This is a genomic window from Rothia mucilaginosa (assembly GCF_964211445.1).
Lineage (GTDB): Bacteria > Actinomycetota > Actinomycetes > Actinomycetales > Micrococcaceae > Rothia > Rothia mucilaginosa_E.
Genome location: NZ_CAXOQT010000004.1, coordinates 84,549 through 108,013, shown reverse-complemented (window position 1 = coordinate 108,013; position 23,465 = coordinate 84,549). Strand labels below are relative to the sequence as shown.

The 23,465-nt window shown below is 52.0% G+C and carries 13 protein-coding genes; 2 read left to right on the top strand and 11 right to left on the bottom strand.

What is annotated here, in order from left to right:
• Nucleotides 1–326: 326 nt before the first annotated feature.
• From AB8E48_RS01835 to AB8E48_RS01825, 3 genes are all read right to left on the bottom strand, one after another.
• On the bottom strand, nt 327–902 hold the full coding sequence (locus tag AB8E48_RS01835; RefSeq protein WP_049342029.1) for an HIT family protein: 576 nt from the start codon (nt 900–902) through the stop codon (nt 327–329).
• Between the two features lie 87 nt (nt 903–989).
• Nucleotides 990–1,637, bottom strand: coding sequence for an aspartate ammonia-lyase (locus tag AB8E48_RS01830; RefSeq protein WP_368885592.1), 648 nt, complete (start codon nt 1,635–1,637; stop codon nt 990–992).
• A 509-nt stretch (nt 1,638–2,146) separates the two neighbouring features.
• Nucleotides 2,147–3,823, bottom strand: coding sequence for a potassium channel family protein (locus tag AB8E48_RS01825; RefSeq protein WP_368885591.1), 1,677 nt, complete (start codon nt 3,821–3,823; stop codon nt 2,147–2,149).
• Nucleotides 3,824–4,013: 190 nt separating this feature from the next.
• On the opposite strand from AB8E48_RS01825, the gene AB8E48_RS01820 reads away from it, so the two are divergent.
• Both AB8E48_RS01820 and AB8E48_RS01815 read left to right on the top strand, forming a co-directional pair.
• Complete coding sequence (locus tag AB8E48_RS01820) at nt 4,014–4,916, top strand: hypothetical protein (protein ID WP_368885590.1); 903 nt, start codon at nt 4,014–4,016, stop codon at nt 4,914–4,916.
• A gap of 240 nt (nt 4,917–5,156) precedes the next feature.
• Nucleotides 5,157–8,063, top strand: coding sequence for an FAD-binding and (Fe-S)-binding domain-containing protein (locus AB8E48_RS01815; RefSeq protein ID WP_368885589.1), 2,907 nt, complete (start codon nt 5,157–5,159; stop codon nt 8,061–8,063).
• Between the two features lie 126 nt (nt 8,064–8,189).
• On the opposite strand, the gene AB8E48_RS01810 is transcribed toward AB8E48_RS01815, so the two are convergent.
• The 8 genes from AB8E48_RS01810 to AB8E48_RS01775 form a co-directional block, all read right to left on the bottom strand.
• Complete coding sequence (locus AB8E48_RS01810; protein WP_368885588.1) at nt 8,190–9,440, bottom strand: hypothetical protein; 1,251 nt, start codon at nt 9,438–9,440, stop codon at nt 8,190–8,192.
• A 99-nt stretch (nt 9,441–9,539) separates the two neighbouring features.
• Nucleotides 9,540–10,919, bottom strand: a complete 1,380-nt coding sequence (locus AB8E48_RS01805; protein WP_368885587.1) for a hypothetical protein — start codon at nt 10,917–10,919, stop codon at nt 9,540–9,542.
• A gap of 1,189 nt (nt 10,920–12,108) precedes the next feature.
• Nucleotides 12,109–13,392, bottom strand: a complete 1,284-nt coding sequence (locus AB8E48_RS01800; RefSeq protein ID WP_368885586.1) for a hypothetical protein — start codon at nt 13,390–13,392, stop codon at nt 12,109–12,111.
• 57 nt (nt 13,393–13,449) lie between these two features.
• Complete coding sequence (locus AB8E48_RS01795) at nt 13,450–15,225, bottom strand: hypothetical protein (protein WP_368885585.1); 1,776 nt, start codon at nt 15,223–15,225, stop codon at nt 13,450–13,452.
• The gene (locus AB8E48_RS01790; protein WP_368885584.1) at nt 15,203–16,576 is read right to left on the bottom strand and encodes a hypothetical protein; all 1,374 of its coding nucleotides are present in this window, start codon (nt 16,574–16,576) and stop codon (nt 15,203–15,205) included. The genes AB8E48_RS01795 and AB8E48_RS01790 overlap by 23 nt, the downstream gene beginning before the upstream one ends.
• A 395-nt stretch (nt 16,577–16,971) precedes the next feature.
• Nucleotides 16,972–19,005 carry a threonine--tRNA ligase gene (gene thrS / locus AB8E48_RS01785; RefSeq protein ID WP_294628531.1) on the bottom strand — a complete coding sequence of 678 codons (2,034 nt, stop codon included), beginning with the start codon at nt 19,003–19,005 and terminating at the stop codon, nt 16,972–16,974.
• Between the two features lie 131 nt (nt 19,006–19,136).
• Nucleotides 19,137–19,604, bottom strand: coding sequence for an ArsR/SmtB family transcription factor (locus AB8E48_RS01780; RefSeq protein ID WP_368885583.1), 468 nt, complete (start codon nt 19,602–19,604; stop codon nt 19,137–19,139).
• A 277-nt stretch (nt 19,605–19,881) separates the two neighbouring features.
• A complete protein-coding gene (locus tag AB8E48_RS01775; protein ID WP_368885582.1) occupies nt 19,882–22,596 on the bottom strand; it encodes a Rib/alpha-like domain-containing protein in 2,715 nt (904 codons plus the stop codon).
• Nucleotides 22,597–23,465: the final 869 nt, after the last annotated feature.

Sequence of the window (23,465 nt, the reverse complement as noted above, 5' to 3'; positions counted from 1 at the left end):
AGCTGAGGCGCTGACCTCTGTGGTTGAGGCAGGGCGCTTACCCTGCCAAGCCCGAAAGCGATCGGTGACCGCTATTTTTCGGTGAGCTATGCGGTGTTCATGGAAGCCGGAAGCTTCCCCGCAGCCTTGCTGCATTTAAAACTTTGCCATATCCAATGGACATAACATCATTCAAATACGCGTCGACTGCCTAATCTGCGCATTTATGAAGCAAGTTTTTTCTGCACTGGTTGGCAAATTGAAGGAACTAGTGCAGATTTTCAAACTCACCAAGCCTGCCAACCGGTCGCAGGACAGTCTAGACCGGGCTGTCTAGACCGGGCCGTCTAGCTGAGGCGAGCAAACCCCTCCGCAATAGCCACACGCATATCATCCAGCGTGCGTGACATGGTCTTGGTGTGAGCGATAATCGGCAGGAAGTTCGTGTCCCCACTCCAGCGCGGCAGAATGTGCTGATGCAGGTGATCAGCAATGCCCGCACCGCCCACCTTGCCCTGATTAATGCCAATGTTGAAGCCGTCATTATGCGACACCTCGCGCAGAACCTTCATGGCGAGCTGCGTCAGCTGCGCAATCTCCATGGTTTCTGCCTCGGTCGCATCATCATAGAACGGGATGTGGCGGTACGGGCAGACCAGCAGGTGCCCGGGGTTATACGGGTAGAGGTTGAGAATCACGAAGGCATGCTCGCCGCGGTGCACAATCAGCGACTCCTCGTCACTGCGGCTGGGCGCGGTGCAGAAGGGGCAGGTCTTCTCGGTATAGTCCTTCTGGCCGCCGCTCACGTAGGCGGTGCGGTGAGGGGTCCACAGGCGCTGGAATTGGTCCGGTGCGCCGGGCAGCTCGAAGGAATCCTGCACCGAGGCTGCGGTGCCGTGCTCGGGGGTCGTGTTCTCGCTCATAGTCCCATTCTATAGCCCGCGCGCGGCAACAGGAACGCCCCGCCCGTCATGCGTGCCAGATATGAGATAACTCCCCCGGCAGCGCGCTTAGCTGTGTTGCTTTTCCAAGTGAATGATGCGGGTGGCACCCTCAAAGGTCATGGGGAAGCTCAGCACGCCGTCCTCCATGACGAATTCCTTAGTTTCCTTATCGGAGGCGTACGGCGCGTGGCTCAGCTTCGCGCGGTCCACGCGCGAAATGTAGCTGAAGTTGCCGGTCTTCGCCTCGAAAGTGCCGACCCAGAAGGGGGTTGCCAGCTCTTCGTGGTTCAGGTGGTAGGTGACCTCGATAATGCCGTCGTGAATGACGGCGTCCATGTAGTTTTCAAGGTTAGTGGAGTCCTGCTGAACCCAGGTGCCGTCCATGATTTTCTGCGAGCGTGCAACGGCTGCCGAGGAAGGCATGGGCGCAGCGGTGGATACGACAGGTTCCTGATTGCTGGTGCTATCCGGCGCGGGGGTCTCAGTGGGCTGGGTTGCGGTCGGGTGAATCGACGGATCCTGCGAGACGCCAGCCGCCGCCTTAATTCCGGTACTGTCGTCGCCGGGGGCGGAAACAGCGCTAGGCTCGGCAGTCTCAAAAGCAGCCTGGTCGACAATAGCGGTTGCGGAGGCATTATTCGGTGCGGATGCGCACGCGGTGAGGGTGAGCGCGCCGAGTAGTGCGAGCACGCTCAGAGTGGACTTAGGTGCCACGAAGGTGTCCTAACAGAGTATGTGTTTGAGTGAGTTTGTGAGTTGAGTGGTGCCTTCTCCCCGTGAGTGAGGTGGGGATACGACGACACCCCGTAGCGTATTTGGGCTACAGGGCGTTCGATAACCGGCACGGTAGATAGTTTATAGGCTCTGGCTAGGAGTTTCACCAGTGGCGGCCATTTTTAAAAGATAGTTTGGTCACATTAGACCTTAAGTTGAGGGGTTTTTCACGCATACGAGCCCCAATTTTCACTCCGCGCGGGCTAATTTTGCCTCGACAAGGCAAAATATCCCGCACGATGGTGTGGCACGGTGGCGTGGGTGGCAATTTTCCTGCCTTCATCTTGCCTCCGCGTGGGCTCGGCACCCAAACCCACCGCTTCAATAAGTATGCGGTGTGGGTTTGAGCGCCAAGCCTCAACTGAACTGTTATATCTGCGCTGCTATCTGCGCTACCGCAACCGAGCCGCTACAGCCCGGTTACTGTCCGCAGGGTATTTGCGAGCGGACTACTGCTTGCGGGAACGTAGCGAGGACTTCTCACGAATAATCGTGAACGTCTGGCGGGTCTCCTCCAGCAGGGCGACCGGCTCCTGCTCGCGCACCGCAACCTCATGAGATGCCGAGGAGTCGGCAGGTTCACCAGCCCGCGCGGCGCCGGGCGCGGTGTTCGGGGTAGCCTCCGCAGAAGCTGCCGCAGCAGCACCCGGAGCGCCAGGAGTACCAGGGGCAGTAAAGCCCGCGGCGGCGCTGAAACCGGCGCGGCGTGCCGCCTCCGCATCCGAAGGAACCGGGTGCACGCCGTCCTCATCCACAACCTCACGCAACGTGTAGTCGTGGGCTTCACGGCGCGCATACTCACGAGCCAGCAGGGCACGCAACTCAGAAATCTCCTGGCGAAGATCGTCCACGTCAGCCTTGGTTGCGGGGTACTCCTGCTCCTCCCTGCCACCAAACTTTTCGATAATCCAGCTCGCGAGCGCACCGGTAGCAACCGCGACCAAGCCCCCGCCGTACAGCATGACGATCACGGCGATGACCCTGCCGATACCGGTGACCGGGTAAACGTCTCCGTAGCCGACCGTGGTGAGGGTCGTGAACATCCACCAGTAGGCGGTGGGCAGGTCACGAATCATCGCGCCCGGCTCGGAGGACTCCACCGAATAGATCGACAGGGCAAACATGATGATGAAGATCGCGGTGTAGCCGAAGAGCTTCATCCCCAGTTCGGAGAGCCTCTTATATTGGCGGTTGGTGGTCAGGTGCATCATGGCGAGGAAGCTGACAATACGCCACGGGGGCAGCAGCACGATGGCCAGGTTCATCAGGTTGTGCGTGATGAAGTAGAGTCGCCGCGGCGCCAGGTACAGGCGCACGCAGTAGTCGGCGGCGAAGAGGCCCCACAGAATCATCTGAATGATGTTGAGGTACCCGTCGTACGGCTCCTGAATGCGTGTGCTCATGATGGGCGCGGCGAACGCGAGCAGGTACAGCACGGACGCCACGAACATGGGCGTGGAGGAGCGGTCTTCCCACGCGGCCAGGTTCTTCTCGCCGCGGTACTTGCTGAGCGTGCGGAAGAGGCGGGTTCGCGGAGTGCGACGCGGCGGGTCCGTGACGGTGCGGGTGACCGTGCGGATGGTCGTGGTGTGCGTTTCAGGTTCGCCCGCGTCAATAATCTCGGCGGCACTATCAGGGTTACCCTGGGTGCCTGCCTTCTGGGTGCCAGCTTTCTGGTCGCCCTTGCCGTGCGGGTGATGCGTGGTGCGGGTGATGCGACGCTCCTCGCGGTGCGTACCGTCCGGCGCGTCGGTGGTGGCGTATTCTTCGACGACCTCTTCGTAGTCGTCGTCGGGGTCCAGGTCGGTGGAGTAGACGGCACGGCTACTGTCGAGGCGCATGGCATCTACCTGGACGGTGTTTGCTGCTGCAGGGCTCTCCTCTGAGGGGCTAGCTACTCCAGTACTGGTTGCCGCAGCATTAGTTTTGGCGGCGCTAGTTTCTGCCGGTGCCGCCTGGGTATAACCAGCCTGTGCCGTATTCTCTGCGGCGGCTTCAGATGCAGAGGTTTCAGATGCAGCACTTTCAGCGTGCACGGGGGCATCACCCGTCGGGCTGCTCGACTTATTGGGTGCTGTGCCGTTCTTTACCGTGTTTTCTGCCTGGTTCTGTTCCGCCTTATCCATAGTGTGAATGATACTCTGCCTTGCAATCCTCGCCCGGTTATTTCTTTGCGCTGTGCTCTTTGCGCGGCGGTCTTTACACTGCGCCGCAGTTTTTGCACGGCGAGCATTTAACCTGACACAATATGTGGTGTACCAACCACTGTGGCCGTGCTGCTGACGTAGCGCTGCTGCCCCGCACATCGGAGTGCCCATGACTCACCAGCACACCACTTCCTCTGCTTCTCGCCCCGTCTTCTTCCGCCAGCTGAGCTTCCGTCAGCTGGGCGCTAGCCTCTGCCTGTCGGGTGCGCTTGCCGCCGCCCTGGGTGGGTGCGCCACCTTGAACTCCTCCCCTTCTGCTTCTGCGGAGGCTTCGTCTGAGCCGACTGCGGCGAGTCACGCGACGGCGCCAGTACTTCAGGATTCTGAGGGTTTTCGTCTGTTTACCGGTCACGGCGCTGTTGAGGAGGCGGTCTTTGAGGGCCCGGCAGCGCCCGCCTCCTATTCGTATGTGGAGTTTGAGCGTCGTGGTGAGCCGGAGGGCACGATGAAGGTTTCGGTTGCGGATGGTTCGGGCACCACGGTTGAGGTGGTTGCTGGCGGTTCGGGTGAGGGTGCGGGCGTGTGGGTTCGCAATACGGCGAGCGCGCTGGCACCGAGCCCTTCTGGTTCCGCGAAGTCTGCGGGTGCGGTGAGCGTGCCGTATAGTTCGGCGCGTGTGACGGCGTCGACGTCGCAGCTGACTGATGATGCTCAGTGGATGGTGTCGGTCCGTGCGGCGGGTGTGGACTCTTCGGGTGAGTTCACTGCGCCGGATGGTGTGCCGTTGACGAGTCAGGGCGCGGAGGTTGGCGAGATTCAGATGCAGGGCAGCCGTGGTTTTGTGCACGATACGAGCGGCGGTTCGGTGGCGGTGGAGAATCGTTCGGATGCGAAGATGACGGTGTATTGTGCGGGTGTGGACCGTAAGGAGCGTAGTGTGCCTGCCGGTGGTCGCGTGTTTGTGGAGGATTTGGGGGTGCGTGCTTCGGCGGGTTCTCCCCTGTTCTGTGGCGTGGTGACCTCTGATAGTACTGCCAGCTGGAATGTTACGGCGCTCGGCGGGCGTGCCTAAAAAATTCCAAATCGGCCTGCGGGCAGGGTAGCTGCCTCCTTCAGGCTCATACAAAAACCCACGGGATACCAAGAAATACAAGGGAAAACCAGATTAATACCCGGCATATGATGACCACCCAATATGGTGACAAGTAGTCGCCAAGCTTAGCCATAACTAACCAGAAAAGACGGTGTTCAAAGGAACATACTGGATAACGGACAGCATACACACCCTTCACCAGTAAGGAAGCTCAAGATCATGACCGTCGTGTCAAACACGTCCGAAGCACTCAAGTCCCCCTACGAAGACACCCTCAAGCGCCTGCTCTCTGACGCACGCGCCGAGGCAGTCGAATCCAGCGTCTCCGAACTCGAACGCCTGGCAATCTCGCACGACGCATCCCACTACCTGCTCGTGCCCGCCGGCCTGATTCGCCCCGACTCCACCGAAGACGTCGCAAACATCTTCCGCGCAGCCGGCGACCTCGGCCTGCCGCTGACCTTCCGCTCCGGCGGCACCTCCCTCTCCGGCCAGGCAAGCGGTGACGGCCTCATGGTCGACACCCGCCGCCACTTCAAGAAGATTGAAGTCCTTGAAGACGGCAAGAAGGTGCGCGTGCAGCCCGGCGCGACCATCATGATGGTCAACAACTACCTGGCACCCTACGGCTACAAGCTCGGCCCCGACCCCGCATCCTGGTCCGCCTGCACCATCGGTGGCGTGGTCGCGAACAACTCCTCCGGCATGTCTTCGGGCACCAAGTACAACACCTACAACACCCTCGACTCCATGGTGTTCGTGCTCCCCAGCGGCACCATCATTGACACCGCCGAGCCGGACGCCGACCAGAAGCTGCGCTCCCTCGAACCCGAAATCCACGAGGGCCTGCTGCGCCTGCGCAAGCGCGTGCTCGAGAACCCCGAGTCCATGGCGAAGATTCGCCAGCAGTACTCCATGAAGAACACCATGGGTTACGGCCTGAACTCCCTGGTCGACTTTGAGACCCCCGTCGACATTCTGCAGCACCTGCTGATCGGTTCGGAGGGTACCCTCGGCTTCGTTGCTTCGGCAACCTACCGCACCCTGCCAATTCTGAAGAATATTTCCACCGGCCTGCTCGTGTTCGACAACCTGATTGACGCGGCACGCTCCGTGCCCGAACTGGTCGCTAACAAGCTGGCAACCGTCGAGCTGATGGACGCCACCAGTATTCGTGTGGCTCAGCGTACCGGCCAGGCTGCGGAGGCGCTCGCCGCCATCGACGTGAAGGATCACGCCGCCCTGCTGGTTGAGTTCCAGGGCAACTCCGAGCAGGAGCTGAGCGACCTTGCCGCCGCCGCAGCACCCATGTTCAAGAGCCTGCCGGTGGCATCGCCGGTGTCGATGACCAGCAAGCTGTCCGAGCGTAACGCCCTGTGGGCGGCACGCCGTGGCCTGTACACCACCGTCGCGGGTAACCGCCCCTCCGGCACGAACGCGCTGCTTGAAGACGTGGTCGTGCCCGTCGAGGTTCTGGGCAACACCTGTAGCGACCTGACCAAGCTGTTCGACGCACACGGCTATAAGGATTCCGTGATTTTCGGTCACGCGAAGGACGGCAACATCCACTTCATGCTGAACGAGCAGTTCCGCGACCCGAAGCAGCTGGACCGCTACCGCGAGTTCACCGAAGAAATGGTTCAGCTGATTCTTGCCGCTGACGGCTCGCTGAAGGCTGAGCACGGTACCGGCCGCATCATGGCGCCGTTCGTGAGCCGCCAGTTCGGTGAGGAACTCTTCGACGTGATGCGCCAGATCAAGCGCCTCATTGACCCGAAGGGCTTCATGAACCCCGGCGTGCTGATCACCGAGCCGAACACCGACTACGTGACCGACCTGAAGGTCGCTGAGACCGTTGAGGAAGAAGTCGACCGTTGCGTGGAGTGCGGCTACTGCGAGCCGGTCTGCCCCTCCCGCAACCTGACCCTCACCCCGCGTCAGCGCATCGTGATGCGCCGTGAGATTGCCGCCGCCGAGGTGAACGGCGACCACGAACTCGCCGAGCGTCTGCGCAAGGAGTACGAGTACAACGGCATCGACACCTGCGCCGTGGACGGCATGTGCCAGACCCGCTGCCCCGTGAACATTAACACCGGTGACCTGATTCGCCGCCTGCGTTCTGAGAACCAGGACAAGCTGGCTGCCGCCGGCTGGAAGGTCGCCGCGCAGCAGTGGGGCATCATGGACAAGGTCGCCGGTAAGGCCCTGACCGTGGCGAAGAAGCTGCCGTTCCCCGTGGTGCACGGCACCACCAACATTGCCCGCAAAGTCATGGGCGACGACATGGTTCCCTCCTACAAGAAGGACCTGCCCGTCGGCGGCCCGGCACGTAAGCCGCACAAGGACGCAACCGCTGAGATTGTGTTCTTCCCCGCCTGCGTGAACTCCATGTTCGGCGGCGTGGACGGCGACGGCAAGCACGACCCGGTCAACGCAACCCAGGCGTTCATCCGCCTGTGCGAGCGTGCCGGCGTGAAGTACCGCATCCCCGACAATATTGGTGAGATGTGCTGCGCTACCCCGTGGAAGTCGAAGGGCTTCACCGACGGCTACTCGGTCATGAGCGACCGCGTGCTGAAGTCCCTGTGGGAGGCTACCGACGGTGGCCGCCTGCCGGTCGTGTGTGACGCTTCGTCCTGTACTGAGGGTCTTGAGGTGATGCGCCAGAAGGTTATTAAGGCGCTTGAGCACAAGATCGTGAACGGTCTGCAGCCGGGCGAGCCGGACTACTCGCGTCTGCGCTTGTACGATGCGGTGCAGTTCGCCGCCGACAACATGCTGGATAAGTTGACTGTGTCTGCTCCCCTGCCGTCGGTTGCGCTGCACCCGACCTGCTCCATGACTCACCTGGGCACTCAGCCTGCGTTTGAGAAGATTGCGAACGCGATGAGTGACGACGTGTACGTGCCGAAGCACTGGGGTTGCTGTGGTTACGCGGGTGACCGCGGTATGCTGCACCCCGAGCTGACCGCAAGCGCTACCGAGGCTGAGGCTGCGGAGCTGAGCGAGCAGAAGAAGTTCGCCGCATACATTTCGGCGAACCGCACCTGTGAGCAGGGCATGACGGAGGCGACCGGCCACACCTACCAGAACGTGCTGCAGCTGCTGGAACGCACCACCCGCTAAACGGCTGAGCGCATAAGCTGACGAAAGAAGGGACCCGGCGGGCTATCTGATGGATAGCCTGCCGGGTCCCTTCAAATTGCTAATCATTTAGATCCAGTCAAGAAAATTCAAGAATCAATGTATCATTTAAATATTAAAATCTTCATCGGATTCAACAATTTTCCTCTTGATTACTGCACCTTTTCCATCCTCGATTACCTCCAACCAGGCAGTACCCGAAACCTTCCCGCCGGTCGGACTCACAGACTTTGGGGAATTAGATTTTTTAGAAATATTTTTATTACTTACATACACTTGCTCACTACACCTTTCAATGAGATACAATAATCCATCATCTTCCATTTTTTTAGTTTTCTCATACTTCATCATTACATCCTCCGAACCTACATAAAAATCTCTCGCCACAGAAACCGCAAATTTATTAAGCAGATTTATATCCATGACATTAGTAAACATCCTTTCATCAATATCGCATTCCTTCAGAACATAGGCTGGAACATGATACATGCCCTTAGAAAAACGAAGTAGTTCAGTGGAAGGGCAAAGAAGAATTACCATTTTAGATGCTAGTGGAATAGAGAATGACACATCGGGATGTGATCCATCGTATTTATACTTAGGAATCGGGCATATTCCAATATCAGGAAGAATAAAATTACCATCCTCACTGATTAGAATAGTTGGCGTATAATTCAAAAGCACATCTTCAAACTCACTAATCCAATTCACCCGAATATTTTGCTTGGAAGTCCAGTATACATTTTTTACATTATTTTCAACCCGTTCAGGATTTATGAACCTATCATAATCTACTCCCGAGTCTTCAAACAGCTTTCGATCATATTCTTCGCCGCCACCTGTAGAGTTGAAATCATATTTATCTCTAATTTTGCCTTCAATATTATCACCTACAAGTGAGGACCTAACCATCATCTGGGCAACATACTTAATAATATAGTTTTTATACACATCAACAGGAATTTGAAGGATATTGTCGGGATTCAAATTTACCCTATCCTTTTCCTTTACATTACCCTCAAAAGCCCTCAGTATTTCATTAGAAATTTTAGAAATTTCACTTTCTACATATTTAAATGAATCATCCAAGCCTATGGCATCTATAATACGGCCCTTATCCTTAGTCACTATCTCATCTGTGTCACTCTCTATCAGGTTTGCGTCAAAGGCGCCACGCCTCCATCCTATATCATCAGCTTTGACCTTGGTGTACCCCTTTTCATCTGTTTCGATACTCGAATACCTCTCTTTATTGAGAATTCTAACCGAAACCTCCTGGTCTCGCGGCCGTCCCTCACCTTGTTGATCCGCAAACCGACCAATAACACTTGCCGGAATTTCGTGATCTCTCTCGTTCATAAACTTCCTCCCTTTTAATAGATAAAATAAGATTATCTACATTATGTACACGATAAAAATCTAGGTTCTCCAATTTATCCTACCTTAATACACTAAAAACTATTTTTTCCTCCCTTCTTGTTGCTCAGCAAATACAAAACTAAGAATTTTTTGAACCCACTTTTGATGAGACAGTCGACTCAAACCAGCCATTATCAAGACAAGGAATGCAAGAAGCCCAAAATAAAAAATAAAACTATGCCAATTATAGACACCATAATTTGCAGTTCCATCATTCAGTAAAGCTACAACCGCCGGAACAACCATTATAATTGCTACCCATAATGCATACCTTGCAAGATTTTCTTGACGTTGAGCAGAGTTAATTCCTTCAACTTTCTGAACAGAATCCATGAGAACATCTAAGTTTTGTTGAAAATGAAGTGCTGATTCAACTTTTTCCATGACAATGACATGTTCTCCACCCCGAGGATTTGTGCGACCCATATCATACATAATATACATTCTGTTGATAACATTATTAATGTCTTTAATTGCTCGTTTATTATCTTCAGCGATATATTCCTGAATCTGATTCGTGTAGTAATTTACAAGCGTGTTTTTCAATACAGATAACATAATTGCATCCAGATGGAATGACTCTGCATGTCCCTGAAAATCAATTGTGAGCTTCCTACTATCCCTATCATGGTCATAAATATAGTAAACTACACCTTTCGATCGCACATAAAAACACCAATCACCATATTTTGAAATATGCAATCCCTTAGGCTTCTCTTTCTTCCATTTTTCTCGAGCGCTTAACGATGGATCATCGCCGGAAGCCAATAAATTCAATTTACTAATAAAATCTATCTTTGCTGAATCTCCTTCTTTGAGCTCATAGAAATTTTTAAGGACATTTGAATCAAAGGAGTCGATGGAATTAACTAAATTAACCTTATACATAAAAGGTCTAATGTTTTTTCTCCACATAACCTTTTGTATTTTCTTCCCTAAGCATTTACCGTCCTTAGAATCAATTATTTTTGCCTCGTGGAGATTAAACCCAGGAATGATAGAATTTACAATAAGGTACTGATATATATCATCTTGCCCAATATCAAATTTTTCGTCCCCGCTGGTTTCAAGCATGACTAAACCAGGCACTTCCGGAAGTGCACAAATATTATTTTCAGCGAATAGAACCTGAATTCTGCTAACACAATAATTATCTTTTATTTTGGAAGCCCTGTCGTCCTTCTCAATATTTCGATAATATCTGTTCCCATTTTCATAGATAAGACCATGGATAGTCTCAGGAAAATTATCCCATCGGCTATCAGCATCGGAGATACGTTCTTCTTTAATACCATTTTCTCGATATTTAACATCGGGGATACCTGCAATCCAGTCTAATCCTTTATCTCCGTTATTATTTTTAAATAATTCCAAACTTTCTTTATCGGTAAAAATTGAAGCCAAAATATATTTCTTCACTGTCTCACTCCTTAAATAATTCTCAGATGTACAAATTTTTTGAATAAACTTCGCCAAAGTCTTACATGCGTGAATGTGTATCTCCTCCTCGAACTTGTAGATAAAATACCTGACGATTAAACACATCTGAGGCGCCCAAAGCGTATCCAGACATCCTTATCCGAATCGCACAATTACCAGCACCTCCGAACGGCAAGGAACGTAAGTACCATCATTCACATTAGCACGAAGACACCCGCCCGGACTAGGAAAAACTCCCCCCACAGCACAACTTTCTGCACCCAACCGCACTCCCCCACCCGCCCCTCCTCAAAGCACACAAAGAAACCACCCCCTCCGCAGCTTGTCGCCGCAGGGGGTCTATATATAGGCTCGATGCCAGTTCGCCAGCTTAGCTGGCCACGGTCAACCGCAGGCAGCCCGCACCGGCCACACCTACCTGAGCGTGCTGCAGCTGCTGGAGCGCACCACCCGCTAAACGGGTTGAGCGCATAGCGGCCCTATAAAGAAGGGACCCGGCGGGCTATCTGAGTGATAGCTGCCGGGTCCTTTCTTTGTCTGTTACAGCACCTATTTTCGACTATTAAATAGTCCAATAATCAATACTGCTATTGAGATACCGTAGAGAATTCCAAGCACCAAGTCGCTGACATTTGACACTACGTTCAAGATAATTGCCAGGATCAAGAACAGCATCCCGACAGGAACATACCTATTCGACTTCATACGCTCGTGCTCCCTCAATAATCAACAGCGACACATCATTTTCGCAGCCATCCAGCTATCCATTTTCTGAATGGCTATGGACGTTTGCCTTACTACTACGCTAGCACTCTGGGGCTAAAAACTAGCCCGCGACACAACTTTCTGCACCCAACCACGCTCCCCCGCCCTCGCATCCTCAATGCACGCAAAAACCACCCCCTCCGCAGCTTGTCGCCGCAGGGGGTCTATATATAGGCTCGGTGCCAGTTCGCTAGCTTAGCTGGCCACACGGTCAACTGCAGTCAGCTCGCACCGGCCACAGCTACCAGAACGTGCTGCAGCTGCTGGAGCGCACCACCCGCTAAACGGGTTGAGCGCATAGCGGCGGTACAAAGAAGGGACCCGGCGGGCTATCTGATGTGATAGCCTGCCGGGTCCCTTTCTGTCGGTTTCAAATATATTTTATAGGCATTTCATAATTTTATTATGTACTATGTTTACTAAAAATATCGGGGACATAGGAAACAATTGACCCTTCCGGTATACTACACGCTTCAACACGAATCAGATTAGGATATTCTTTTCTATCTGGCTTCAAATATTTCAATACATCAATCTTTCTACAACGCCTTTTAGTCCTAAATGTTTCTTCGACAAATTTTTTTAAGTCTGCATAATAATTATCCAACTCAGACTCTCTCAGCTTTCGCTCCTTTTGATTCCTCGATGGAATATAAAGATCCGAGATTATTTCTTTTTTTGTATGTCGCTCAATATTACGATACTCATGCACAGAACCTTTTGTTGCCCCAATGTAAAACTCATACGAATATTTTACGATTTCTTCATTCAGATAATTAATCACCGACCTACCATCTTCAAGAATCCCATTAGTTATATCAATGTAACGTATGGGCAACTTTCCTCTATAAATTCCAGGAATTACATATCGAGGAGTAATTTTCAAAGCCACAGAAGGAGACATTGGCACTAAATAAGCAGGAGGAGTAACCTTACCATTTAGAGCAGAAAATACAACACTCGCTTCCGCTCCCATGTTCTCGTCTACCCTATATGGATCAGTTCCACTTGCAATGGGCGTTATTCCCAAATCAGACAATAAAAACCGCTTTTCTTTATCAACTAATACATCTATTGCATAGAAGTATAAATCAAATTCTTCATACATTTTTATCCACTCCAGTCTAGTCCATTGAATCGAATTCTTTGGCTCAACTATTACTTCATGATTTACAAGATTAGAAATTTCATCGCCACTATCCTGCACACCCAAAGAACGCAAAGCCTCACCTATGGACAAAATTCTACGCTGCTTATCCATTCCCCCCAAAGATGAGTCTAGCCAGTCACCAATAAATTCACCTGTTATCTTAGAACGAACATAAAGATGCGCAATGTATGGAATAAGAATATTTTTATAACGCTCGGCTGTTAATTCTTCTTGCTTTTCAAAAGCGTCAATTAGTTTCGGTAAATCTTTTTCTACTTTTTTAAATTTTTCATCTAAAGCAATTGCGTCACGTACTTCATCATTAGCATCAAGGCCAGATTCGTTATTATTCAAATCTGAACTAAAATCTGAATCAAAGCTCCCTAGCTCCCACCCGATAGAGTCTGCTGTTTTAAAATCAATCGAATGTTTATTAGCATACTTTATATATACCTTATTATCTCTAGAATCTGCTTCTTTAACAGTCGAAAATCGTGCTATAACACAAGCTGGAATTGTGTGGTCCCTCTTATTCACGTCTCCTCTTTCCGGAAATAGGTAAAATTATATGGATTAAAATTGATTAGCACTTCCTTAACATGGCTCAACTAAATTTTTATACTTGCCCTCCCCCTTTATGAATCTACGCCATTCATCATCAGAAATATCAAATGGCATCCGCACAGAGTCACATTCATACATATTTAGGTTTCCTGGTTTCACGTTGCCCTTGTGATATGAATACAAAATATCAAACTCATCAAATTTTTTTTCACCTCTTTTATCTATACATTCTTTCCTAAAAGACATATACTTCTTAAAGTCTTTAATTCCATCTACAGACCTTAGAACCATAACCAGACTTTCGAGAGATATGATATGAACTCCTTCAAGGTACATTGGAGAAATATACTCTGAAGCATGGATAGACAGCGAAATAATCTCATACTCTTTCATGCTCTTAGGAATAGTATAATTTGCAGATTTAGATTTAATAGGCTTTATTTCTTCCCCGTTTTTAATTAGCTTCACACGCTTATTCAACTGCTCAATAGATTTTGTTATATATCCCTTCTTCCCAAACGCTCGCTCCGCAGACATATTGAGTTTGCCATATCTCTGATTTATTTTACATTCACCAAGTATCACAACTTCTTCATCTGATTCCCAAGCTATAACATCTGTCTCGTTAACATCCTTCTTTTTAATATAAAAAGAATCAGCACAATCAGGTTTAAGATAAAGTCTGAAAAATTTTAGAACAATATCTTCAAAGGCTGCACCACGCTTTCCAGATTCTCTGTCTAGTTTATTAAAAGGAATTTTATAGAGCCCCATTGTAGCTTCATGCCCATCACACATATATATATTTCCATTATTATATTTTATAAATTGCATCATCTCATCATCACTAGCATATCTTGACTCAATATTAACAATATCCTTTAGATTATATTCTTCCATTAGTTCCCCCTTATTTTTAGACAGATATTCAATAAACCGTTGGCTTCCATATCCCTTATTACTTATAGGGGATCCAAAGTTCTCCAAATATTCAGAATAAACGTATCCAAGAGTATCTTTTCGTTCTTGATAATTTTCTCCCAATCTTTCCTGGATTTCAGAAAATTTTTCAACCTGGAGCATCTTATCAATAATTTCAAAGCTAACCCATGAAAACCTTACTCGCATTGATTTCAAACGAGCGCATGCATCTTGAATTCGCACAGCATCCTGGCTATCCAAAGGAATATTTCCAATATTTTTTAGTTGTTCTTTATTCAAACATTTACATATTAGTAGCTGCTCCTTAAATGAATTATAAACGGACAAATCTACAGAAGATACATAATTATCTATTCTACTTATAGATATTTTTCCATAAAAATGGTAATCAATAATTCCATCTTCAAAAATTAAACCTAACTTCAATGGACCATTTACCATAACAAACTCTTCATCAGAATCTCTTTGGGCAAATATCTGATCCACCACTTCCTCTCCCATATTTCTTGTTTGTATCCATCCATGTTGCTCACCATTCGGGCCAATGCACTCCTCGGGAGATACTCCTTCTACACCATATATTTTATTCAGCTTTCTACGAACCATATCATCAGTTTTAGGGAAAAATCTGGAAGTTATACCCGAGGAACACAGCAAACAACAGTTTCGAAATAGACTTTTATCTAAATCAGTCACTAAAGAATTAAAATCTTTTTCAGGGCAATCATCTGAATCTACATCCACATTTATTTTTTCGACACTTCCAATACTGGTGGATCTATCAGTAGATTCTTCTAACGCAAAAAAATTTCGAATCCAATTTAGTAAATTTTTACGCATTTTACTCGCCTTCCTCTCCTTCAATTTTTTTATAAATAATGAATGCAACCACAGCAACAATAACTAAAATTTTCCAGACCCAGCAGAGAGGGTGGGGAATACCGATATCTTTCAAAACTGATGAACCATCATTCAAAAATGAGACCACTCCAGGAATAATCATTGCTATCGCTACTAACAATGCATACCTTGCAAGTTTTTCTTGACTAATAGCAAGATTTTCCTGCCTTTGCACAGAGTTAGCCTCTTCAATCCTGTTAGTAGAATCTATCAGAACATTCAGATTATCTTGAAAATGAAGAGCATCTTCGACCTTTTCCATTGCAATATTATGCTGCCCGCCCCGTGGAACTGTACGACCCATATCATACATAATGAACATTTTATTAATAGTGTCATTAATCTTTTTAAATGCCATATTATCACCCATTTTAATGTGATTTTGAATTTGACCTATATAATAATTAACAAGGATATTTTTTAGAATTGACAGCATTATCGCATCCAAATGGAATGATGCCGCATATCCTCGGAAAAAGTGCGGCAAAACTTCCCCATCAATTTTTTTAGGCTGGAAGGGAATGTAGTAGACTATGCCCTTTGAGCGAGCATAGAAACACCAATCACCGGACCCCAAAATTTTCAAACCCCTAGGGCTCTCTTTATCCCATTTTTTTTGCGCATCATATGAGGCCTTCTTGCCATCAGTATGAAGATGTAATTTATTAATAAAGTTTATTTTACGCAGATTGTCATCCATAATATTCTTAGGAGTATCAAGTGAGTCAGAATAATTAATAATACTCATTTTAAACATAAATGGTTTAATATTCTTTTTCCACATAGATTTCTGTAGCTTATAGCCTTCGGATTTACCCTTATGCCTTTTCGCCTCTTCATTATCAATTTTAAGTCCAGGGATTAATTGATTTTTAGCAAGGTATTGGTACACTTCTTCAATATCGATTTTAAATTCTTTACCTGTTTCTTCTTCGGGCACCTCAACCTCAAGTACCGCCAACCCTGGAATTTCATCTGATGAACAAATATTTTTTTCAGATAGAAGCACTTGAATACGAGTGACAGGATACTTATATACCTTTTTCATTTCCTTCACTTCAAGGCAAATTTTTAGGTTCTCCATGTAGTATCTATGTTCATCTGCATACAGCAAATTCCAAATACTCTCCGGAAAATTATCCCATCGGTCTTCAGCATTAGAGATACGTTTTATAATTTGGTTTTTTTCTTTTCTCCAATATTTCACGCCAGGTACACCTGCAATCCAGCCAACACCTTGGTTTCCGCCATTATTTTTGAATTCTTCTAAACTTTTTTTATCAGTAAAAATTGAAGCCAAAATATATTTCTTCATTGTCTCACTCCTTAAATTATTCTTAGACGTACAAATTTTTTGAATCAAATTCTCTAAATTTTAAATACGTGAATATACATCTCCTCCTTGAAATTATGGATACTATGTCCGGCACTATAAATATCTGCAGAACGCTTAGTTTTATCCAGACATCTTTATCCGAATCGTATAATTACCGGCACTTACGAACGGCAACGAACGTTAGCGCCATCACTTACACTAGCACGAAGACACCCGCTCGGACTAGGAAAAACTCCCCTCACAACACAACTTTCTGCACCCAACCGCGCTCCCCCATCCGCGCCTCCTCAAAGCACAAAGAAACCACCCCCTCCGCAGCTTGTCGCCGCAAAGGGGGTGGTTTCTATATATGAGCTAGACCAGCAAGCCTAGTACTACTCAGCAGCCTCCGTGCTGGGCTTGGGGTCTTCGTTCACGCGGTTGCGGATATGCTCCACAATACGTGCCACAGCTTCATCCACGGGCACACCGTTCTCCTGCTTGTTACCGCGGAAACGGAACGAAACAGCGCCGTGCTCCGCATCCTCACCGCCAGCGATCAGAATGAACGGAACCTTCTCAGTAGACGCGGTACGAATCTTCTTGGTGAAGCGATCCGAACCGTAATCCACCTCAACACGCACGCCGTGCGCACGCAGCTTGTCCGCAATCTCGGTCATGTAGTCGTTGAACGCCTCAGCCACCGGAACACCAATAACCTGAACCGGCGACAACCACGCCGGGAACGCACCCGCATAGTGCTCAGTCAGCACACCCAAGAAGCGCTCAATCGAGCCGAACTTCGCCGAGTGAATCATGACCGGCTCCTGCACGGTGCCGTCAGCAGCCTGGTACTCCAGACCGAAACGGCTCGGCTGGTTGAAGTCGTACTGCACGGTCGACATCTGCCAGGTACGGCCAATCGCGTCCTTCGCCTGAACCGAAATCTTCGGGCCGTAGAACGCAGCTCCACCCGGATCCGGAACGAGCTCCAGGCCGGTCTCCTTCGCAACCTGCTCCAGAACCGCGGTAGCCTCTTCCCACTGCTCATCAGTACCGATGAACTTATCCTTCTTATCGCCCTCAGTGTCGCGGGTCGACAGCTCAAGGTAGAAGTCAGTCATGCCGAAGTCCTCAAGCAGGCTCAGCATGAACTTCAGCAGGTGACGCACCTCGTCCGGTGCCTGCTCCTTCGTCACATACGAGTGCGAGTCGTCCTGAGTAATCATGCGCACACGGGTCAGACCCTGCAGCACGCCGGACTTCTCGTCACGGTACACGGTGCCGAACTCGAAGAAACGCAGCGGCAACTCACGGTACGAACGGCCACGAGAACGGTAAATCTCGTTGTGCATCGGGCAGTTCATAGCCTTCAGACGGTAGTGACCGTTATCCAGCTCCATGGGCGGGAACATGCCATCCGCATAGTACGGAAGGTGACCGGAAGTGTAGAACAGGTCTTCCTTCGAAATGTGCGGGGTGCTGACGTACTGGAAACCCTCCTGAATGTGGCGGGTACGCACGTAGTCTTCCATCTCGCGCTTAATCACGCCACCCTTGGGGTGAATCACCGGCAGGCCGGGGCCAATGTTCTTCGGGAAGGAGAACAGGTCCAGCTCACGGCCCAGGCGGCGGTGGTCGCGGCGCTCCGCCTCAGCGATGCGCTCCTTGTACGCCACCAGCTCTTCCTTAGTCGGCCATGCGGTACCGTAAATACGCTGCAGCATGGGGTTCTTCTCAGAACCGCGCCAGTACGCACCACCGGCACGCATCAGGGCGTAGCCGTTAGCAATCAGCTTGGTGTTCGGCAGGTGCGGGCCGCGGCAGAGGTCCTTCCAGACGGTCTCGCCGGTCTTCGGGTGCACGTTGTCGTAGATGGTGATTTCACCCTCGCCGACCTCCACGGATGCGCCCTCGGCAGCATCCGCACCAGAACCGGGGCCCTGGGTCAGGGAGAGCAACTCCAGCTTGTACGGCTCGTTCGCCATCTCAGCAACAGCCTCGTCGTGGGTGACCACGCGGCGGCGGAACAGCTGGCCGGACTTGATGATCTTAATCATCGACTTCTCGATCTTCTTCAGATCTTCCGGGGTGAAGGGCTCAGCCACATCAAAGTCAAAGTAGAAGCCGTCAGTAATGTACGGGCCAATACCCAGCTTGGCGTCCTTGCGGTACTCCTGCACCGCCTGCGCCATCACGTGCGCAGCAGAGTGGCGCAGAACGTTCAGGCCGTCCGGCTCGTGAATGAAAACCGGCTCAACGGAATCGCCAGCAGACAGCTCGTGGGAGAGATCAACGAGCACGCCGTTCACACGTGCCACAACGATCTTCGGGTCGTCAGCGAACAGCTCAGCGGCAGTCTTCGCGGTAACCTCGCGCTCCTCACCAGAAACGCTAATAACAATTGCTGAAGAATCAGCGGCAGACATAAGTCTCCTTAACTCAGGCGCGCGCGGCCGCTCGGGGCGCCGCGGGTGCGCATACTATTCCGCACTGTACTGGTGCACGGACACACACCATCTTACAACGGCTCCCAGCCAACGCTCAGCTTGAGGGCAGACTAGTCCGCATGATGCTCACGCGTATGCTCATACACGTCAACCACAATGTGGCTAATATGGTCGTCCTTCAGACGGTAAATAGTGGTGCGGCCCTGCTGCTCACGGTCAATCACGTGCGCCTCACGCAGGATGCGCAGATGATGCGAAGCGAGCGGCTGCGAAATACCCAGGCAGGTGTGCAGTTCGCTCACACTGTGCGGGCGGTGCATCAGGTGATGCGCAATCGCCAAGCGCAGCGGGTTAGCGAGCGCAGAGAAAATCGCCACGGACGGGCCGAACTGTTCCTCCCAATCCTTGGGGCCGGAGCCTTCGAAGAGAGGTACGGAGGCGGGCGCCTCGTGGCTGTGTTCCGAGGCGTGCTCGGCGACGTGGTCCGCTACATGCGCCGATACATGCTCGGCGCCGTGGTCAGCGTGGTTGTGGGTGGTGTTAGTTTCGTTCTGGTCTGTGTGGTGGCTCTGAGTCATAGTATTTTCACCTTAGGTACAGGAAGGGGGCACGTCAAGAAAGTTACGCCTGCGCGGCGGCTTTCTTGAGCGTGCCCCTCTCCCCTATGTGCACTTGTGTTCGCTAGTGCGCTGATGCGGTTGCAGCTGTCGGGTTGTTATAACTGTCGGTGCGCTGTCATTGTGGCGGCAACATCGTGGACCACCGCCCTCCTAGAGCGGTTCATCACATTGCGGTCATAATGCCAAGCGCTGCGCTGTAACTGCGTCAGCTCGCGGGTATGAAACCCTAGAGCACCTAGCGGTTAGCGACTGCCACCTGCAGGTAACCCTCAGCGGACTTTACGCCCTTGTCGGTCACTGCGCGGTAGCGGACCAGCGGTGCGAAGCCCTGCTTATTCTTAGCGGATACTGCGATGCCCTGGGTGCCGTCGGGCAGGGTCACCACGCGGTAGGTGCCGTACTCGTCGCTGTATGCGCTGACGACCTGGCCGCGCTGGTTCAGCAGCTCCAGCTTCTTCACGGTCTCGCCGCGGCTGAATGCGCCGAAGGATGCCTCGTCATTGTTCAGGACTGCCACGTTCTGGGTGGTGCCCGAGTACAGGGAGACGGAGTCCTCACGCGCGATGGGGCTGTTCTTATCCACCACGTGCACCTTCAGCGGGATCGAGTACAGCTGCGCGGCGGAGCCCTTCTTCGCCTTCACATCGGACATGCGGGCGGGCGCCTTACCGGTGCGGTTCACGGTGATGTTCGTACCGTTATCGCGGCGCAGGTCCCAGGTGGTGCCGGTGACATCGTGGGTGTTCAGGTCAATCGAGTAGGTGCCGGTCTTGCCGTTGGAGGCAAAACGGATGCCGGTCTCCGCGCTGGAGAACTGGCCGCCAGCAGTGTTGACCTTCTCCTTGTTCACCCAGCGGCTGGGGCGGAAGTTCGGGGTCTGCTCGATTTCCTGGAAGTTGTAGTCGCGGGCGTAACGGTAGTTCGGGGAAACCTTGTGCGACTGGTGCACGCTCTGCGCAACCGCAGTCTCGCCGGAGTAGACGGTGGCGTGGTGCTCGGCGGGCTGGTAGAACACGCCGGAGCCGGTGCCGGTCTTACCGTAGGCGTTCGAGGGGTACTTGAACTTCACGGCGTCCGAAGACTGGTTCACTGCCGCGTTCTGGGTCTCGGCGTCGCTGATGCGTTCCGCCTTGGGGGTGCGCACGGCGGAGCGGCGCACGGTCACGGGGCGTGCAATCTTGTGTGCGTCAGCGTTCGAGTCGGCAGCCTGGTTGTTGCTCTGCGGCAGAACCTGGGTGCCCTCGCGACGTGCCGTGTTCTCAGCGGACTCAGTGTAGTTCACGGGCATCCACTGCACCTGGTGCCAGGGGAACTGGGTGCCGGTGAAGCCGCTGGGAACGAAGCTTGCGAACATTGCCGCCAGCTGCGGGTCTTCCTTGTACACGTTCTTACCCTGGCGGGCGTAGGGCGCGTAGGAGCTTGCCGCCTCCAGGTTGAATGCGTTGGTGAAGAGGTTATGGTCCGAAAGGATGAAGCCGTACTCCTTCATCGCGGTCAGAATCATGCGGCTGAGCTGGTCGTCAGCGTGGCCGGTGTTTGCCAGGTGCTCTTCCACGTCAAAGCTTGCGGGCAGGAAGCCGCGCTGACCCGCGCGGGGTGCGTTCGGGTACTTGCTCGCGTTAATCTTGCCGTCGGTGCCCTTCGCGGGGAAGGAGGAGACCAGCGCCGCATAGTCAGCCGCAGTAATGGACACCATGTGGTTGATCTTGCCTGCCTTGAGCTCGTCCACACCAATCTGGGTGAGCTCGTTCGCCATACCCACCACGGAGGAGGTGCCGTTCTTGAGGGTCAGCCAGTAGTTGTCCTCGCCCACGCCGCCGAAGTTCGGCTTAGCGAGCATGTAACCGCCAGAGGATACGTGGTAGGTTGCCGGGTAGTCGACCGCCACGGGGATGTCCACGGTGCCACGGGTGCCAGCGGGAATCTTGTAGGTAATCTCGCCGGTGCTCTCGTTGATGGACGCGCCGGGCACGTTCTTCGCCAGGCGGAACTTCGCGCCGCGAGCAATCGGGTAGGAGGTGCGGGCGTTGCCGGACTTCGCGTCGATGCTGACGGGTGCCTTAATGGTGACGGTCTGACCTGCGTTGCCGCGGCCGACGTTATCGTACTGAATCTTTGTGCTCTTGGGGGTGGACGCGTTGCCGCCACCCACCTGCACGCGGGCGGTGCTGGTGTAGGTCTGTGCGTCTGCATCCTTGATGAACTTGAAGTAGGAGCGCCAAATGCCGGTCGCCTCATCGTACAGGGCAACGGACTGGTCGCCGGAAAGGCCGTGGTCCTCGGCAAGCCACTTCGGAATCGGGATGCCGCCGGTCAGGATGCGCTTGTTCTCCGCGTTGGCGTTGACGCGGTTGTCGCGGGAGACGACCTCGACGTACTCCTGGTGCGGGTTCGCGGAGTTCACGGCGAGGGTCGGGATGTTCTCGTGGCCGCCAACGGTCTGGGCGCGGTCCTTCTTCACGGTGCCCGCGTTGATGGCGGTGGTGATGGGGTGGTTGCCCGCATCGGCGGAGTATTCGAGGAAGGTGCGGCTGATTTCGCTACTGTTGGCTGCGACGGCTTCGGTGCCGGTAAGCTTCTGCGCTGCGAAGGAGTCGCTGGCGAGCTTGCCGCTCAGAGGCGAGGTGTTCTCGGTGGTGGTCAGCTGCGCCTTGGTGAGGGAGGAGTTGACCGGCGCGAGAGTGTCGATGGTCTGCGCCTGCTGGTCGGGGTTCCAGTAGCAGGTCGGACCGGGGGCGACGTTGGTGATGTTCGCGAGGGTCGGCACGGTGCGGTAGCCTGCGTCAACGCAGGTGGTACCGGAGACATTGCGGGTGGAGGCGGTTGCACCGAAGGCCACGGGGAGGTTTGCGCCGGTGATGACGGTTGCCAGTGCTGCGGAGGCAGCGATGGTGGCACGGCGGCGGTTTGCCGGGCGCTGTGTCGGGTTTTTGGATGCAGTTGTGGTCATGTTTTTCTTCCGTTCGTGTCGGCTTGTTTGAGTGAGTGCGTTTGTATGAACAAACACGGACGTGAGTGAAATATGCATCTGAGGGTGTGCCCGGGTGGGTCCTGATCTTCTGGCAGGAATTCTCAGGAAACTCTCAGATAATCCCCATACCCTACATAGTCTTTTGGGCGAACGCAAAACGAGTTTGTGATTCGGGGCACTGATTTTTTGCTAAAGGTTCAAGCTTAAGCTCATATTTCTTTACACCTGTGTGCACTGACAGATGTTCAGGTTTTCGGAATTTGCACCGCAGTGTTTCAGCTTTACTCCTAGTCAGGCGAGGGTAACTTGAGAAAAACGAAAAACGCGCACGGAAAACTAAACCTTCAACCTTAAAGTTCCCGGAATGACGCGCCAAAACCTTCTGTTGAATTTCTCACACGTGCCCACAATTTGGGATTCTGCCCCAGCAGCAGATATGGTCTCAATCACTGAAACCTACACTTTTATGAACCAAAAGACTGTAATTAGGGTGCCCCATACCCCCAGGCAAAGCCCCTTGATTTATCTACTTAGACCCACAGAACCCACCGAAAAACACTAAGATTCACGTAAAAGTTTAAACTTTTCGTGTGTTTGACAGTGTGTAACCATGCATACGCCACAATCCCCCACACGGAGCGCGCTTCGCGGTGTACCCCAAGAATTCCAAGCCACCCACCGGGAGCTTTGAAAGGAATAAAAAACACCCCGCATGCGCCTCAAAAACACATGCGGAGTGCATAATTATTTATTTACGCGGTCTTTCTAGTACACCCCACGGCAGATACCTGCAGACACCGGCGTGGGTTCATCCGCGATTGCTCACAGAGCTACGAGATAACCACGAG